We start from the raw sequence: 15123 nt of genomic DNA on the forward strand, positions 1-15123 counted from the left end.
AGATCTCAACGACTATTTGCCGAAACTACAGCCTGTTACCGACACTTTGGCGGAGGATCTGCCCGATCCCACCGATCTAGATCTGCTGATGTACGGTAGCTCGATGAGATCGATCGACAGTTTTAAAGCCTCAAGTTACCTTCCAGAGCCGATTTGCGGGGCTTGAAGTTTAGTTTTTCAGATAAGTTAGATTTGGGTGCGATCGCAACTAGACGAACGAAGCAAAACGTAATAAGATTCACGCAGTGGAACGAAGCATCGCTTGTACGAAGCGAAGTCTAGTCCACGGAGTGAGGCTGTAGTAAAAAAGACTGTAGTTTAAAAAAATTAACACCGCGCGATGCCCATAACCGATCGCGAATGGGGAATAGTAAATAACACCTACCTTCTTTTCGATCTTAGCTAACTACACATTAAATCGATCGTTATTTATTATTGGGGGCATAGAAGGCGTGGGTTTTTTCAATCGCTTTTCCTTATCCAGGGATATGGGTATGGACCTGGGAACTGCTAATACATTGGTCTATGTATCTGGCAAAGGTATCGTTCTGGCAGAACCTTCAGTAGTGGCGATGGACCAAAAGACTAAAATGCCACTAGCTGTAGGTATCGAAGCCAAAAAAATGTTGGGGAGAACCCCCGGCGATGTAATTGCGCTCCGTCCGCTTCGCGATGGCGTAATTGCTGACTTCGATATTGCAGAAGTGATGTTAAAAGAGTTTATTCGTCGTGCGAATGAAGGAAGTAACGTCATCAGACCGCGTTTAGTTATTGGCATTCCCAGTGGTGTTACGGCTGTAGAACGGCGCGCGGTAATGGATGCAGCACTCCAAGCAGGTGCTAGTGAAGTATTCCTGATCGACGAACCGATCGCAGCGGCAATTGGTGCGGGGTTACCAGTCGGCGAACCGACTGGTAGCATGATCGTCGATATCGGTGGCGGCACGACAGAAGTCGCCGTGTTGAGTCTGCAAGGCTCGGTGATCAGCGAATCCGTGCGGATTGCTGGCGACGAGTTGAGCGATTCGATCGTCAGTTATATGAAGAAAGTTCATAACTTGACGATTGGGGAACGGACGGCAGAAGAAATCAAAATTCAGGTTGGTTCGGCCTATCCTACTCCAGAGGATAACGACATTACCATGGAAGTTCGCGGATTGCATCTGTTGTCTGGATTACCCCGGACGGTGACGATTAAAGGCCCCGAAATTCGCGAAAGTATGTCAGAACCCCTCTCGACGATCGTCGAAGCTGTAAAGCGGACACTGGAGCGGACTCCCCCAGAGTTGGCTTCGGATATTATCGATCGCGGGATCATGTTGGCTGGTGGCGGTGCCCATTTACGGGGGATCGATACGCTGATCTCGCATGAAACGGGGATCGTGACTCACATCGCTGACGATCCGCTCACCTGCGTGGTCTTGGGTACTGGCAAAGTCCTCGAAGATTTCAAAAATATGGATCGCGTCTTTAGCGGTCGCTCGCGAAGTCTGTAGATCCGAATGGGTGTAAGGTTTCCGGCATTCCTTACACCTTAACTTTTCATTTATAAAACAATCGCTAACAAGTCACAAACTACAACTCCCAAACTACAAACAAACTATGTTTACTCTGCGCCGCTGGTGGGATAAAAATGCCTTAAAACTAGCAGGATTCGGGACTCTCATCGTTGGTACTTACCTGGTGTTGCAAACTCAACATGCATTGGTATTTGAAGCATATAACGCTCTATCTCAACCATTTCAACCCAAAGTCAGACAGCTCGATTATCTCAAAACCGCTCAAGTACAACAACTCCAAAATGAATTGCAAGAGTTGAAGTATCAAAATCAACAACTCAAAAAATTAGCAGGTTATAGTGCGACGATTCCTACTAAAGGGGTCTTGGCACCGATCGTCATGCGGAGTGCCGATAATTGGTGGCAACAGCTTGTAATTGGCAAAGGCAGTGCCGACGGGATTGCTGTAGACCATGTGGTTGTCGGCACTGGCGGGGCGATCGGTCGCATCGTCAGCGTATCGCCGCATACCAGTCGCGTCCTGCTCATCAGCGACCCCAGCAATCGCATGGGTGTCACGGTGGGTGCGAGCCGCAATCTGGGAATTTTGCAAGGAACTCGTACCGAACGCGCCGTATTACAATTTTTCGATAAACGTCCGCAGGTCAAAAAAGGTGATGTCGTCTCCACTTCGACAGTAAGTCAACTCTTTCCGGCAGGATTGGCAGTAGGGAGAGTGGTTGAGACCAATCTCAATAAGTCTCCAGCTCCAGAAGCGATCGTGGAATTTACCGCTCCGCTAAATGCCCTCGAATGGGTGATGGTTCACCCTCACAATCCGCACGCGATCCAGACTGCACCAGTCGTACCAACCCCAACAGCCGCACCCGTATCCAAATCGGCTACAGCTACACCCGCACCCAAACCAGCAACATCGCTACCCAGTCCCAAACCAGCAACATCGGCACCCGCACCCAAACCAGCAACAGCCGCACCTGCTCCGAAACCACCAGCATAAATACGCTAGCAACTCATATCGATCGGCATGAATATTCATAATTTACCTCCGCTAGCTCGGACTGGACTGCACATCGCGATCGTTATTGGTTCGGTCGGCTTGTGCCTATTATTATTACCAACCCGCTTTCCAGGGATGGAAATTTTAGGCGTCGGCCCAAGCTGGCTAGTAATGTGGACGGTCGCCTGGAGCGTGCGCAGATCGCTGTGGCACGCAGCAACAGCAGGGATCGTCCTCGGACTGATTCAGGATGCCATGACTTTCCCCGCCACCACCGCACTCGGCACCGTCCCGACTCACGTCCTGAGTCTGACAGTTGTTGGCGTAATAGCTTTTTGGCTGCAAAAACGACGCTATTTAAGCGATACGATTGTATCGGTCAGTCTGGCTACTGTCTTATTGACGATCGTCTCGGAAGTAGTTACTGGAGCGCAATATCTCCTCCAAGCAGCGATCGAACAATCTTTGGCTGCTAGTCTCGCTAGTCTCGATTATATGTGGACAGATCGCGCGATCGTTATCTCGATCTCGGCTATCTTGAGCGGTTTGTGGATGCCGATCTTCTACTATCCGCTCCAACTCTGGTGGCAAAAAATCTTCGCTGCTACGAAATTAACTTAGACGAGATCTTAAGTTAGGAGCGGGGAGCGGGGAGTTGCGGCTGACGTTTCTCCTGACAGACTCGATCGCCGCTAAACTAGTAAATACCAGGATTTAAGAATTGATAGGATTGCGAAAAGTGCGGTCTTGGGGTTTCCCCAAGTGAAGCACCTTTTCAAGACAAGGTTGTCGGTACTATCCACTCATTCACTCATCCACTCATTTGCTCTCTAACTTGAGACTCGAAGGACGATCCGAAGTTCATGAGTTACTGCCTCAATCCTAGTTGCGTGCGTCCAGAAAATCCGCCTCAGAGTAATTTCTGCCGTAGTTGTGGCGGGAGATTAAGACTGCGCGATCGCTATTTGGCGGTAGAACCGATCGGGCAAGGTGGATTCGGACGCACGTTTAAAGCGATCGATGAGGACAAACCATCGAAGCCTTTTTGTGTCATCAAGCAATTTTTCCCGCAAGTAGAAGGCACTAATGCTGCACAGAAAGCAGCGGAATTATTTACTCAAGAAGCGAGTGCGCTGGAACAATTAGATTATCCCAATATTCCCGAATTACTAGCCTATTTTATTACACCAGATGGTCGTCAATATTTAGTACAAGAATTTATTGACGGTCAAAATCTTAAAACTGAGTTAGAACTTCAGGGTAAGTTTTCAGTCGCTCGAACTAGGGAATTATTATTGACAATCTTACCAACTTTAGCCTATATCCATCACTTGGGATTTATCCATCGCGATATCAAGCCCGAAAATATCATTCGGCGCACTAATGATGGTAGTTTGTATTTAGTTGATTTTGGGGCGGCTAAAATCGCTTCAGCCGAGCCGCCAGCAAAAGGAACGACCATCGGCACGCCAGAGTTTATGGCACCAGAACAAGGCTGGGGTAAGGCTTTTGTCTCTAGCGATCTCTACAGTTTGGGGATGACTTGTCTCAATTTATTGACTGGAGTTTCCCCCCTAGCCCTATTTGATGATAGTCAAAATCGCTGGATTTGGCGAGATAGTCTAACCACCGAGATCGACCCAAAATTAGGCGCAGTTTTGGATAAACTAATCGAGCCGCGCCCGATCGATCGCTATCAAACAGCCAAAGAAGCGATCGAGGCTTTGCAAGCCGATCTTATCTCTAATCTGCCAGTCGCGGTTACTCCTGATTCGCCCCCAGCGATCCCAACAACTAATTCCGCTCCAGTTACTTATCTGCCCACAATTAATACCAGCAATAATTGGAGTTGCAACTATACATTTGAATGGCATCGCAAACCGATTAATACCCTCGATTTATCTACCGATGGTCGATATTTAATTAGCGGCGATGATGGCGGCACTGTCGCAATTTGGAACTTAAGCATTCCCCAACAACCGATCGCGACATATAGTACTAATAATGCGATCTATGCCGTTGCCATTAGCCCCAATCTCAGTCAAGTTGCTAGCGGTGACAAAAAGCGGCGCGTTCAACTCCGACGCAAGGAATCAGTTATCAATTCGGTTCAGGAACTACGTGCAGATCTGAGTAATTTAGATAGTCACAATGGGTTTGTTTATAGCGTGCGCTTTAGTCCCGACGGCAAGATTTTAGCGAGCGGGGGAGCCGATCGGCGGATTCGATTGTGGAATGCCGAGACGAGTAAAATTATCTATACGCTCGATGGACATCAAGAGTCGGTAATGGCGATGCAGTTTATGCTCAATGGCAAGATTTTAATCAGTGCGGGTGCCGATCGCACGATTAGATTTTGGGATTTGGAGCACAAGCAATTACTCAAGACGATCGAGGCTCATACCCAGACAATTCACGCTTTGGCAATTAGTAGAGATAACAAAGTTATTATCAGCGGTAGTACCGATCGCACCGTCCAAGTTCGTCAATTAGGCACCTCTACTCATCATACTCTCCAAGGCCATCAGGATGGAGTTCTGAGCGTTGCAATTAGTCCCGATGGCAAAACCATCGCTTCTGGCTCGATGGATGGCGTGGTGAACCTTTGGGACGCCGATACCAAATCATCGATCGCTAGTTTCCAAGCTCATCAAAGCGCGGTTAAATCGATCGTCTTTCACCCGCAAGGACAAACCCTAATTACCGCTAGCTGGGATCGCACGATTAAAATTTGGCAAGCAAGTTAAGGGTGGATGGGTAATGGTTAAAAGGACGCAAGCGTTCCCAACTTCCCAACTCCCCGCTCCCCGCCCTAATTCAACTGCTCGTCCAAATTATTCCCATAGGCTCCCGCACGACGATAGTGGGTTTCGATGCTAATCAGATCGTCGATATTTTGGTCGATCGTATTGCAAATCATATCGAGAGGTAAATCGTTAGGATCGGTGCCAAATGGGTTTTCAATTTCTACGCCGATCGCTTCAATACCAAATAAAATAAAACTAACGAGAACGACGGCTGGTGCTGTCCACCATCTGAGTTCTTCGACAACTTGAAATGGTAATAATAAGCAATAAATTAGCAGTAATTGTTTGAGGTGAATTGCATATGCCATTGGCATTGGCGTCCGCAAAATTCGTTCGCACGCGCCGAGATTATCGACTAAACTGTTGAGCAGACCTTGCAGTTCGTTCATTTGATACAAGCTAATCTGCCCCTGCTCCTGCTTTGCTTGGAGAAAGTCACTAATCCAAAAGGCAATTTCTAAAGGTGGATTTTTGACAGTCATGAGCTTAGAAAATTGAAGTGGAGAGACAAGTTTGGACACCCGTTCATCGATCGATTGCGAGCGCAAGTGCAATTTCGTTGCAAAAGCAAAGGCTACTAAAAGTTTGAGGGATTGCTCTTTTTCATGTCGATGAATCGGATTCAGTTCGGCAATAGCAACCCAAATCAATCGAGATAAATTACGAATATGATTGACGATACTGCCCCAAGCTTTTCTCCCTTCCCAAAATCTTTCATAGGCGGTATTCGTCCGAAATACTAGTAATAGTCCTAATACAATGCTAGGAATGATACCACCTAAAGCTTTGGCAGCAACGGGAATTTTATAAAAAGATAAAACTGAAACAAATAAGCCAAAAGCTCCACACCACAGAACTCGACTGCGAATGGTTGGTATCACCGAACCTTTGATTTTCAAGGCGGAGCTAAACCAGTTTCGATCTAAATTCATGGGATAGGTGGTAAAGAATGGATGGGTGGATGGGTGGATGGGTGGATGAATAGATAGTACAGACACGCTAATCCTGTCGATCCTTAAATCCCGATCGGTGGATTTGTTTGTGGGTTAATCTTATAATTCTTCAGTTTGGACTGCAACGATCGACTCATCTTTCAATTGTCTGTGTTTGCCATCGACTAACGCACTGACTGTGATATCACCCATGACGTTGATTGCCGTGCGACAGCGATCGAGAAACCAGTCTACCGTAATCAGAATTGGAATATGCTCAGTCGGTAAACTTACCGAGCTAAATACCAAAGTCATCGTGACTAAACCTGCTTCTGGAATTCCGGCTGCACCTACAGATGCGACGATCGAAGTTAAGACTACCACTACCTGTTGTACCAAGTCGAGATTTCGTCCCCATACTTGCAAGATAAATAATGCTGACATCGCTTCAGAAAGCGCAGTGCCATCATTATTAAAGTTACTCTAATTGCTCTGAGGACAATGCCAAATGATAGCGCGACAAAGATTAATGAAATTACATTGTAGATGCTAGCTGCGGGCACATGAGTTAATGTTGCCACCAGTAACAAAAAAATCGCTGAGTTCATCTATTATCTAACCTTCGCAGTCAATTTCACCACTTTCGGAGATATTCAGTTAAGTTATTGTTGATGTAGATCGTTTAGCGATCGACATCACGATCTTAACCGGGTAGCCTACACTCCCGTCGGAAAATCCTCAAGTGTAGCAATCTTCCAAATTCAGGTTAGTGGTGGAAAATTAGATCGGGTGGCTATATTCGATCGGGGTGGATTGAGACCCTATGTATTACTTGGGAATAAACTGCTAAATTATGACCTACTGTTTAGGAATTATCTCCGCTCACGGACTGGTAATGGTAGCCGATTCCCGTACCAATGCAGGTGTCGATTATATTTCTACCTATCGGAAAATGTTTGATTTCTCGGTATCTGGAGATCGAACGATCTTGCTATGTACTTCTGGAAATCTCTCGATTACCCAATCTGTACTGCTGAGTATCGAACAGGATTTGAGAGCTACGGATGTCGAGAATTTGCATTCTTGTCATAGCCTGTACGAGATGGCTTGTTATATCGGGCAGAAATTGCGCCAGGTACAAGCGCGGGAGCGCGAATGGCTGGAAAAAGATCGGATCGATGCCAGTTGTAATCTCTTGCTAGGCGGACAAGTACGCGGACAACCGATCGAATTATACATGCTCTACACTCAGGGCAATTTTATTAAAGCGATGCCAGAAACACCTTTTTTGCAAATTGGTGAAATCAAGTATGGAAAGCCGATTTTAGATCGGACGTTAACATTCAATACGAGTACTGAAGATGCCGTCAAAGCGGCGATCCTCTCCTTCGATTCGACGATGAAATCAAATGTCTCCGTCGGTCCGCCGATCGATCTGATCGTGTATCGTGCTGATAGTTTTGAGATCCGCCATAAGCGCACTCTCCACCGAGGAGATCCCTATCTGTTGCGGGTGCGACGAGAGTGGGAATGCCACCTCAAAAGTGCTTGCGATCGAATGCCCGCGATCGACTGGGATACGATCGAGGAGCCATCACTGGGCGAATTCTCAGGTTTTTTGAATAGTTAATTGATAGCTCATCGTAGTAGAAATTGCACCAAGCGTCCGTAATTTACCCGCTACGGGGGTTGTTTGGGCGGGGAAGGGGGCAGCAGTAATCGCGATATGGTGTTGGGCAACTACCAAGCCATGAGTGGGATCGTAGCCCCGCCAGCCCGCTCCAGGCAGATATATTTCTGCCCAAGCATGAAGGTGTCGTTCGTCGGTATCGGCTCCAACCTCGTAGCCACTGACAAATCGCCCCGCCAAGCCCACAGCTCGGCAGACTTCAATAAATAGTACGGCAAAATCCCGACAGGAGCCAGCGCGATTTTGCCAGACAATTCCAGGCGGGAGTGCGGCTCCGGTATCGCGGAGGGTATAGTTACAATTATGGTAAATCTGCTGATTGAGTTTAGTCAGAAAATCGAGCAGATTGCCATTGACGGTATGCCAAATTTCTCCAGCTAATGCTGCGGCGATCGGATCGAGCGAACGGGCGAGATAGCCTGCTAGATAGGGTTGTAGTTGCTCAGAGAGCGAAACGGGATAATCGATCGGGAGCTGAGTCGCCCACGGCTCTAAGAAATAGTCGAAAGGATCGGTAAGATGGCTAGCTACAGTGCTGTGAGCGCGAATTTGGAGGTGGGTTGCTGGATTATCGTCAAACCAAGCGACGAGCGCATTATTGCCATCGAGATCGACAGTTGCGACGAGTTTTTGAGGAGTGGGTGAGAGCGACAGCTCGCAACTGAGCACTGATTGATGGATATTCGAGCGCGGGTACAACCGTAACTGATGCGGTGCAAAAGTTACTGGTCGATCGTAGGCATAATTGATGACATGTTCGATCTGGTAGACACTCATAATGTCACCCGCTCATCGATCGTCAAAAAAGTCTTACTAATCTCGTTAGAAAGGAGATTGAGCCGACTTTGCGTTTCGTCCAGAAATTCATGCAATCCCCGTTGAATGACTTCTTCGAGCGACAGAAAGTCTAACTCCGAGCGCAGTCTTCCCAACTGGCGTTCGGCTAAATTGCAGCCAGTATCGAGATGATTGCCGCTAATTAGGTACAAGCATTTTTCAGTAGCATTGAGACAGTACAGAATCGATCTGGGAAACTGTCGATCGAAGATCAAAAATCGAGCGATATCTGTCGGGTTAATTCGGCGGTAAATTTTGCGATACATTTCATAAGCACTAGCCGACTTGAGTAAGGCAATCCATTGCAATTCATCTAGGGATGAGCCGACACCATTGGGCAAAATAATAAAGTACTTGACATCCAAAATTCGGGCTGTTTTATCAGCGCGTTCGATCGATCTGCCGATCTGCCCGAAGTGCCATCCCTCATTGTGCGACATCGTGGCATCCATCACGCCAGCAAATTGGTGACTGGCCATTTTTACCGCTGCCAAAAACTCTGGCAACTCTGGTTTGACAGTAGCAGCGGCGGCATCTCTTACCATAAAGTAGAAACTATTGACCTGCTCCCACATCTCTGACGAGATAATTTCTTGAATCGATCGAGCATTCTCGCGAGCAAATTGCAGACAAGACAAAATTGAGTTGGGATATTTTTCATCATAGGTGAGAAACTGCACGACGTTTTCGGCTGTGGCGGCACCATATCGGCTGTAAAAAATGTCTAAATCGCCTGTAGTCATGACGATCGGTTCCCACTGACGATCGTCTATGATGATACTATCGAGTAATAAATTCAGGTTAACATCGACGAATCGAGCGATATTTTCGGCCCGTTCGATATAACGGTTGAGCCAGTAAATGGAGTTAGCAACGCGGCTGAGCATAAGATTTAGGATTTAGGATTTAGGATTTAGGTTTTAGGCTTTAGGTTTTAGGTTTTAGGCTTTAGGTTTTAGGCTTTAGGTTTTAGGCTTTAGGCTTTAGGCTTACAGATCGATGATATTCAGTACTAATGCGAAGCGCGCTACGCTACCCACCAATAAACCCTTTGGAGGGGGTTTGGGGGACGCAACCGTCCCCCAACGGGGGGTCTGGGGGTCTCCCCCCAGATCCGGGTTCTACGGAGCCACAAACCTAAGAAGTACTAGTCCGAAATCTGTGTATTTAATAAATATTTGCACCTATCTACTTAAATTTATTGATGTTCGCCCCTGACTACCCAAGTATCTTTAGTACCGCCACCTTGAGAAGAATTGACGACTAGAGAATCTTTTTTTAATGCTACTCGTGTGAGTCCACCAGGATTGATATAGATTTCTTTGCCATTGAGAATGTACGGGCGTAAATCGACATGTCTCCCATCAATGCCATCTGGGAATAGCGTCGGCACCCGCGAGAGACATAGAGTTGGTTGTGCGATATAGTTGCGGGGATTGGCGGTAATTTTGGCGGCAAATTCGCTCCGATCTTCAGGTGTAGAGTGAGTACCGATGAGCATCCCGTAACCGCCCGACTCGCTAGCGGCTTTGACGACTAGTTTATCTAAATTTTCGAGTACGTATTGGCGTTGCGTCTTTTCCCAACATTCATAGGTAGGCACGTTAGGGATAATTAGATCTTCATCCAAATAGTATTTGACGATCGCTGGCACATAGGCATAAATTACTTTATCATCGGCCACGCCCGTACCTGGCGCATTGGCGATCGCGACTTTACCCGCACGGTAGACATCCATCAATCCCGGCACTCCCAACAGCGAATCGGCACGAAAAGCCAGCGGATCGATAAACTCATCATCGATCCGCCGATACACCACATCTACCTGCTGCAAACCTTTAGTAGTTCTCATCTGGAGCCGACCATTTTCGATCGTCAGATCCCTAGCTTCGACTAATTGCACCCCCATTTGTCGTGCCAAAAAAGAATGCTCGAAATAGGCAGAGTTATAAATTCCTGGGGTCAAGACAACAACAGTCGGATCGATGACAGATTCGGGAGCTACATGTAACAAAGTTTCTAATAGCCGACTGGGATAGTCTTCGACTGGGAGAATCTGCATTTTCTCAAATAAACGCCCGAAAGTGGACTTCATTACCTGTCGATTTTCGAGGACATAGGATACTCCAGATGGACAGCGCAGATTATCTTCGAGCACATACCAACTGCCATCGCGATCGCGTACCAAGTCCGTACCCGTAATATGACACCAGATGCCCTGTGGTGGTTTCAATCCCATACATGGCTTGAGAAAGCCACTGGCTGAATAGATCGCGGCTTGCGGAATGATGCCATCGACCACGATCTGTTGTCGTCCGTAAATATCGTCAAGAAATATATTGAGAGCGTGGATGCGCTGTTTTAAACCTCGTTCTAGCCATTGCCATTCGCCCTCAGCAACAGTACGCGGAATGATATCGAAAGGGATGATTTTTTCGGTACCGAGATCGTTGCTGTAGACATTAAAAGTTACGCCCATCCTCAAGAGGGTGCTTTGGGCTAACTGTTGCTGCTGGTGCAGCTCTGTTAAAGATAGGCTGCCAATTTTTTCGATCAGAGTTGCGGCGATCGATCGCGGATTGCCGTCAGGCAAAAACAATTCATCATAAAATTCACCAGGTTGGTAACTGTCTATTTTCATGACTCTAGCTCGGATTAGAATACCAGTTGTTACCTTTTATCACTTAACTTTTCTCGTCGGGATTAACTGTATATAGTTATACCGAGTGTTCTGGTGCAGGCGACTCGATTGTTCGCGATCGCTGTCGGTAGACGCTGCCTACAATCGATGCTGCATCGTTAAAATAGTCGCGTGAATCCAGCGCGAAACATCGAAAATTACCTGTCAATTCCAGCACGCGATCGAGATTTACCGCATCGAAGGATTGGCAGGATTAGTCTTTCGCCAACCCCTACATTCTCAACTGCCAACTTCCCAAATTCTCTGCCGATCGAGATGCTAAGATTCAATATTTAGCTATCAATCTCGTTCTGCCCATGAACACCTCCACCATCCCCACTGAACCGATCGCCTGGACACTACTACTCCAACAACTGCTAGACAAACAATCCCTGAGCCAGCAGCAAGCCACCACACTCATGCAGGGCTGGTTGCAAGGTGACATCCCGCCTGTTTTGTCTGGGGCGATTTTAGCCGCACTCGAAGCCAAAAAAGTGACCGCCCCCGAACTAGCTGGGATGGCGCAAGTACTACAATCTCCGCCGATCGACTATCCCTTCCCAGTCATTGATACTTGTGGGACTGGGGGCGATGGCGCATCGACCTTTAATATCTCTACCGCAGTAGCGTTTGTAGCCGCAGCAGCAGGGGTAAAAGTGGCAAAACATGGAAGTAGGTCTGCATCGAGTCGCGTCGGTTCTGCGGACGTTTTAGAGGCTCTGGGAGTCAGATTGTCAGCTCCGGCAGAGCGGGTAAAAGCAGCTTTGGATAGTGCGGGGATTACCTTTTTATTCGCCCCTGGCTGGCATCCGGCGATGAAAGCTGTTGCTCCTTTACGCCAAGAATTGAAGATTCGGACAGTATTCAATTCGATCGGCCCACTTGTCAATCCACTGCGTCCGACGGGACAAATTATTGGCATCGGGACGCCGCACCTGCTCGAAACAATGGCTGCCGCTGCCGGAATTTTGGGGACGCGCCAAGCGATCGTGCTGCACGGACGCGAACGCTTAGATGAGGCGGGTTTGGGCGATCTAACAGATTTGGCAATTTTAACCGACGGACGGGTAGAACTGACTAGTATCGATCCGGTGGAATTGGGACTGACACCCGCACCGATTACTGCCCTCAAAGGCGGCGATGTCACTGAAAATGCCGCAATTCTCACGGCGGTTCTTCAAGGCAAAGGGACTGCGATCCAGCATAATGTCATCGCGCTCAATGCCAGCTTGGCTCTCCAAATTGGTGGAATCATACCGCTAGGCGCACATCAACAGGGCATCGCGATCGCTCAAACCATCTTGAGTAGCGGCACAGCTTGGGATAAATTGACAGAATTAGTCGATTTTTTGGCGGCGTAGATCTCATCCCATCTGTATGTGGAGTCTGCAAACCTATCTGTCATCCTGATTGTTTAAATTGGAATCGTTTGTGAATAAACTAAAAAAGTAGGGGTAATTTATAAATTACCCCTACTTTTTTGGTCGATTTAGGTCGATTTGCTTTGCAACGCTTCGCGATCGAGATCTCGCGATTATTGCAAAATCGTTTTCGATACCATCCGCGTTTTTTTCTTCTCAGCTTCCGAGAGATCGTCGCCACCTTGTAAGATCGTTGCGTTAGATTGCAACACGGTAGCGGCATTGGTATCGCCCATTTGCAGAGCGGTTTTGGCTGCGGTTTGAAGCAGGGTGGCTGCGCCTGCACGATCGCCTTGTTGGAGTTTTTGTTCGGCGAGTTGAGTTTGGCGATATTTAGCTAATGCAAGCGTTTGTTGTTGGACGTTTTCATCAACAGCGGGTTGATGATTGCGCGTGACAGTTACATTCACATCTACGGGTGGCGTCAGTAGATTGGTGGCACCTGTAGCCGGATCGTCATAGCGAATCCGCAGCGTCGCGATCGATTGTTCGCCTTCGGCTAGTTGTCCGATATAAGTATTTACCAAGATTACCCGCGAGAGATCTTTCATCAAATCTCCGAGCCGAACTACCTGGAGATTGCCATCATCTTCGACAGCTAACTCGATCGTATCGGGGGCCACTTGTGCGACGGGTTTGAGTTCGGCAAGCCGCACTTTGGGTTTTAATTCTAGTTGCAGATACGCATTTGTCAAGCCGACTGATTGCATCCGGTTGAAGATCCGTCCGAATTCACTGACAGCTTGAGCGGCTTCTTCAATATAGGCGAGGGTACCTGCGGCGGTATCGGCAATTTTTTCGAGCATGTTTTGGTTCCAATTTTCACCAAAACCCAGTGTATTGAGCGTAAAATTACTCTCGGTAGCAAATCCAGCTAATTTCAGACACCGCTCGTCATCCCCGTGTTCGTTTTCACCATCGGTAAGAATAAAAGCGTGAGATACCCGATCTTGTTTGCCTTCGATTAATTGAGTAATTCCTAGTTTAATGCCCGCATCGATCGCGGTACCGCCAGCGGCTTGCAATTTATCGATCTTGGCAAAAATATCTTCAAAATCGGTGACTTGCTGACAAGGGACGATTACTTCCGCCTGATGATCGAATGCCACTATCGACAACCGATCTTCGGGTTTTAGACCTTTAATTAATTCCCTTGCCGCCTGCTTGACGGTAGTTAAAGGCGTACCTTTCATCGAGCCGCTGTGGTCTAAAATCAAACACAAATTCAGCGGTAATTTACGATCTTCTGGTTCGGCTAAAGCTGATACCTCGATCGATAACTGCCGCTGATTGTTACCTTGACTGATATCTACTTGCGGATCGCTGATTACGGTTTCGAGCGCAACTTGCATCGGATTCAACTCCACATTTTTCGTAACTCTATCCTATCAGATCGAAGGGAGGAGTGATGGGGGAAGGGGGAGATGGGGAGAGGGGTAGAGGGGGTGACAGGGAGCCAAAGAAATTAGTGCCAAAGCCTAAAGCCTAAAGCCTAAAGCCTATCAACTATTACAGTCCTTCCAAAGGTACTCCCAAAAACTGAGCGAGATTCGCGCCTTGGGTTTCTAGCTCGGTGATGGAAATTGGTTCGCCAACGCGAGTGAGGGGAATTTCGCGACGACCTTTGATGCGGACGTAGAGCGTGCGGCGGGGGCTGAGTCCGTCTTTGATATCCACTCTGACGGCTTGCGCGTCAGCCATGTTACTTTTGAGTTCGATCCGGCGATTTTTGCCAGGGAAACCGTTGCGGAAAATGGTGATTTCGCCAGCTTCGCGATCGAATTTATTATAACCGCCACCGATATCGAGGAGAATTGCCACCCATAAGTAAGTAGCTAACAGGGTACCTGCGACACCATAGAACGTCATCGCAATACCTTGAGGATAGAATGTCAATTCTAGTGGATTGCCGACGGGTAGCAAGTTAGTGTGAAAGTAACTAGACAGTCCAGCCAATAAGAAGCCGACACCACCAATGGAAACGACTACTGCCCAAAAGTAGTTACTAAAGCGGCGCGAACCCAATACTGGTTGGGACAAAACCGTGGAATTTACGGTGGATGTTGTAGTAGACATGTTCGATAAACTGGTTTCGTTATATGTAAATATTCTTACGTTCGCGGATCGATAGCACAATTTTGAGTATCTCTACCTACTATCACTCATCTACTGGATACTCGATCGAATTCGACCGCAATTTTTACGCTTCTTCACCTAGAGTCTTTTATTATCTGTTGGG

The 15123-nt window shown here is 47.5% G+C and carries 13 protein-coding genes and 1 pseudogene; 7 read left to right on the plus strand and 7 right to left on the minus strand.

The window, feature by feature from the left end; genetic code table 11:
• Window positions 1–16: 16 nt before the first annotated feature.
• From CHA6605_RS34555 to CHA6605_RS24625, 5 genes are all read left to right on the plus strand, one after another.
• Window positions 17–166, plus strand: coding sequence for a hypothetical protein (locus tag CHA6605_RS34555; protein WP_157260097.1), 150 nt, complete (start codon window positions 17–19; stop codon window positions 164–166).
• Window positions 167–488: 322 nt separating this feature from the next.
• Window positions 489–1496, plus strand: coding sequence for a rod shape-determining protein (locus CHA6605_RS24610; RefSeq protein ID WP_041548433.1), 1008 nt, complete (start codon window positions 489–491; stop codon window positions 1494–1496).
• 106 nt (window positions 1497–1602) lie between these two features.
• Entirely contained in the window at window positions 1603–2517 is a 915-nt protein-coding gene (gene mreC / locus CHA6605_RS24615) for a rod shape-determining protein MreC (protein ID WP_015162091.1), read from the plus strand.
• A gap of 27 nt (window positions 2518–2544) precedes the next feature.
• A complete protein-coding gene (mreD, locus tag CHA6605_RS24620; protein WP_015162092.1) occupies window positions 2545–3138 on the plus strand; it encodes a rod shape-determining protein MreD in 594 nt (197 codons plus the stop codon).
• A gap of 242 nt (window positions 3139–3380) precedes the next feature.
• Window positions 3381–5264, plus strand: a complete 1884-nt coding sequence (locus tag CHA6605_RS24625; RefSeq protein WP_015162093.1) for a serine/threonine-protein kinase — start codon at window positions 3381–3383, stop codon at window positions 5262–5264.
• A 65-nt stretch (window positions 5265–5329) separates the two neighbouring features.
• Here CHA6605_RS24625 and CHA6605_RS24630 read toward each other — a convergent pair whose 3' ends face one another.
• Both CHA6605_RS24630 and CHA6605_RS24635 read right to left on the minus strand, forming a co-directional pair.
• A complete protein-coding gene (locus CHA6605_RS24630) occupies window positions 5330–6256 on the minus strand; it encodes a bestrophin family protein (protein ID WP_015162094.1) in 927 nt (308 codons plus the stop codon).
• 120 nt (window positions 6257–6376) lie between these two features.
• Window positions 6377–6739: pseudogene (locus tag CHA6605_RS24635) on the minus strand (dicarboxylate/amino acid:cation symporter); the annotation flags it as partial.
• Window positions 6740–7109: 370 nt separating this feature from the next.
• On the opposite strand from CHA6605_RS24635, the gene CHA6605_RS24640 reads away from it, so the two are divergent.
• Window positions 7110–7886, plus strand: coding sequence for a proteasome-type protease (locus CHA6605_RS24640; protein WP_015162095.1), 777 nt, complete (start codon window positions 7110–7112; stop codon window positions 7884–7886).
• Here the strand turns inward: CHA6605_RS24640 and CHA6605_RS24645 are convergent.
• The 3 genes from CHA6605_RS24645 to CHA6605_RS24655 all read right to left on the minus strand — a co-directional run bounded on the left by CHA6605_RS24645 (window position 7866) and on the right by CHA6605_RS24655 (window position 11424).
• Complete coding sequence (locus CHA6605_RS24645) at window positions 7866–8723, minus strand: transglutaminase family protein (protein WP_015162096.1); 858 nt, start codon at window positions 8721–8723, stop codon at window positions 7866–7868. The two genes, CHA6605_RS24640 and CHA6605_RS24645, sit on opposite strands and share 21 nt — an antisense overlap.
• A complete protein-coding gene (locus CHA6605_RS24650) occupies window positions 8720–9670 on the minus strand; it encodes an alpha-E domain-containing protein (protein WP_015162097.1) in 951 nt (316 codons plus the stop codon). Before CHA6605_RS24650 ends, CHA6605_RS24645 begins: the two co-directional genes overlap by 4 nt.
• A gap of 311 nt (window positions 9671–9981) precedes the next feature.
• The gene (locus CHA6605_RS24655; RefSeq protein ID WP_015162098.1) at window positions 9982–11424 is read right to left on the minus strand and encodes a circularly permuted type 2 ATP-grasp protein; all 1443 of its coding nucleotides are present in this window, start codon (window positions 11422–11424) and stop codon (window positions 9982–9984) included.
• A gap of 356 nt (window positions 11425–11780) precedes the next feature.
• On the opposite strand from CHA6605_RS24655, the gene trpD reads away from it, so the two are divergent.
• A complete protein-coding gene (trpD, locus tag CHA6605_RS24660) occupies window positions 11781–12824 on the plus strand; it encodes an anthranilate phosphoribosyltransferase (protein WP_015162099.1) in 1044 nt (347 codons plus the stop codon).
• Window positions 12825–12997: 173 nt separating this feature from the next.
• Here the strand turns inward: trpD and CHA6605_RS24665 are convergent, their stop codons facing one another.
• Together CHA6605_RS24665 and CHA6605_RS24670 are read right to left on the minus strand one after the other, a co-directional pair.
• The gene (locus CHA6605_RS24665; RefSeq protein WP_015162100.1) at window positions 12998–14236 is read right to left on the minus strand and encodes a vWA domain-containing protein; all 1239 of its coding nucleotides are present in this window, start codon (window positions 14234–14236) and stop codon (window positions 12998–13000) included.
• A 157-nt stretch (window positions 14237–14393) separates the two neighbouring features.
• Window positions 14394–14960, minus strand: a complete 567-nt coding sequence (locus tag CHA6605_RS24670; RefSeq protein ID WP_015162101.1) for a photosystem I assembly protein Ycf4 — start codon at window positions 14958–14960, stop codon at window positions 14394–14396.
• Window positions 14961–15123 lie beyond the last annotated feature (163 nt).

It is taken from the genome of Chamaesiphon minutus PCC 6605 (assembly GCF_000317145.1).
GTDB classification, from domain to species: Bacteria; Cyanobacteriota; Cyanobacteriia; order Cyanobacteriales; family Chamaesiphonaceae; genus Chamaesiphon; species Chamaesiphon minutus.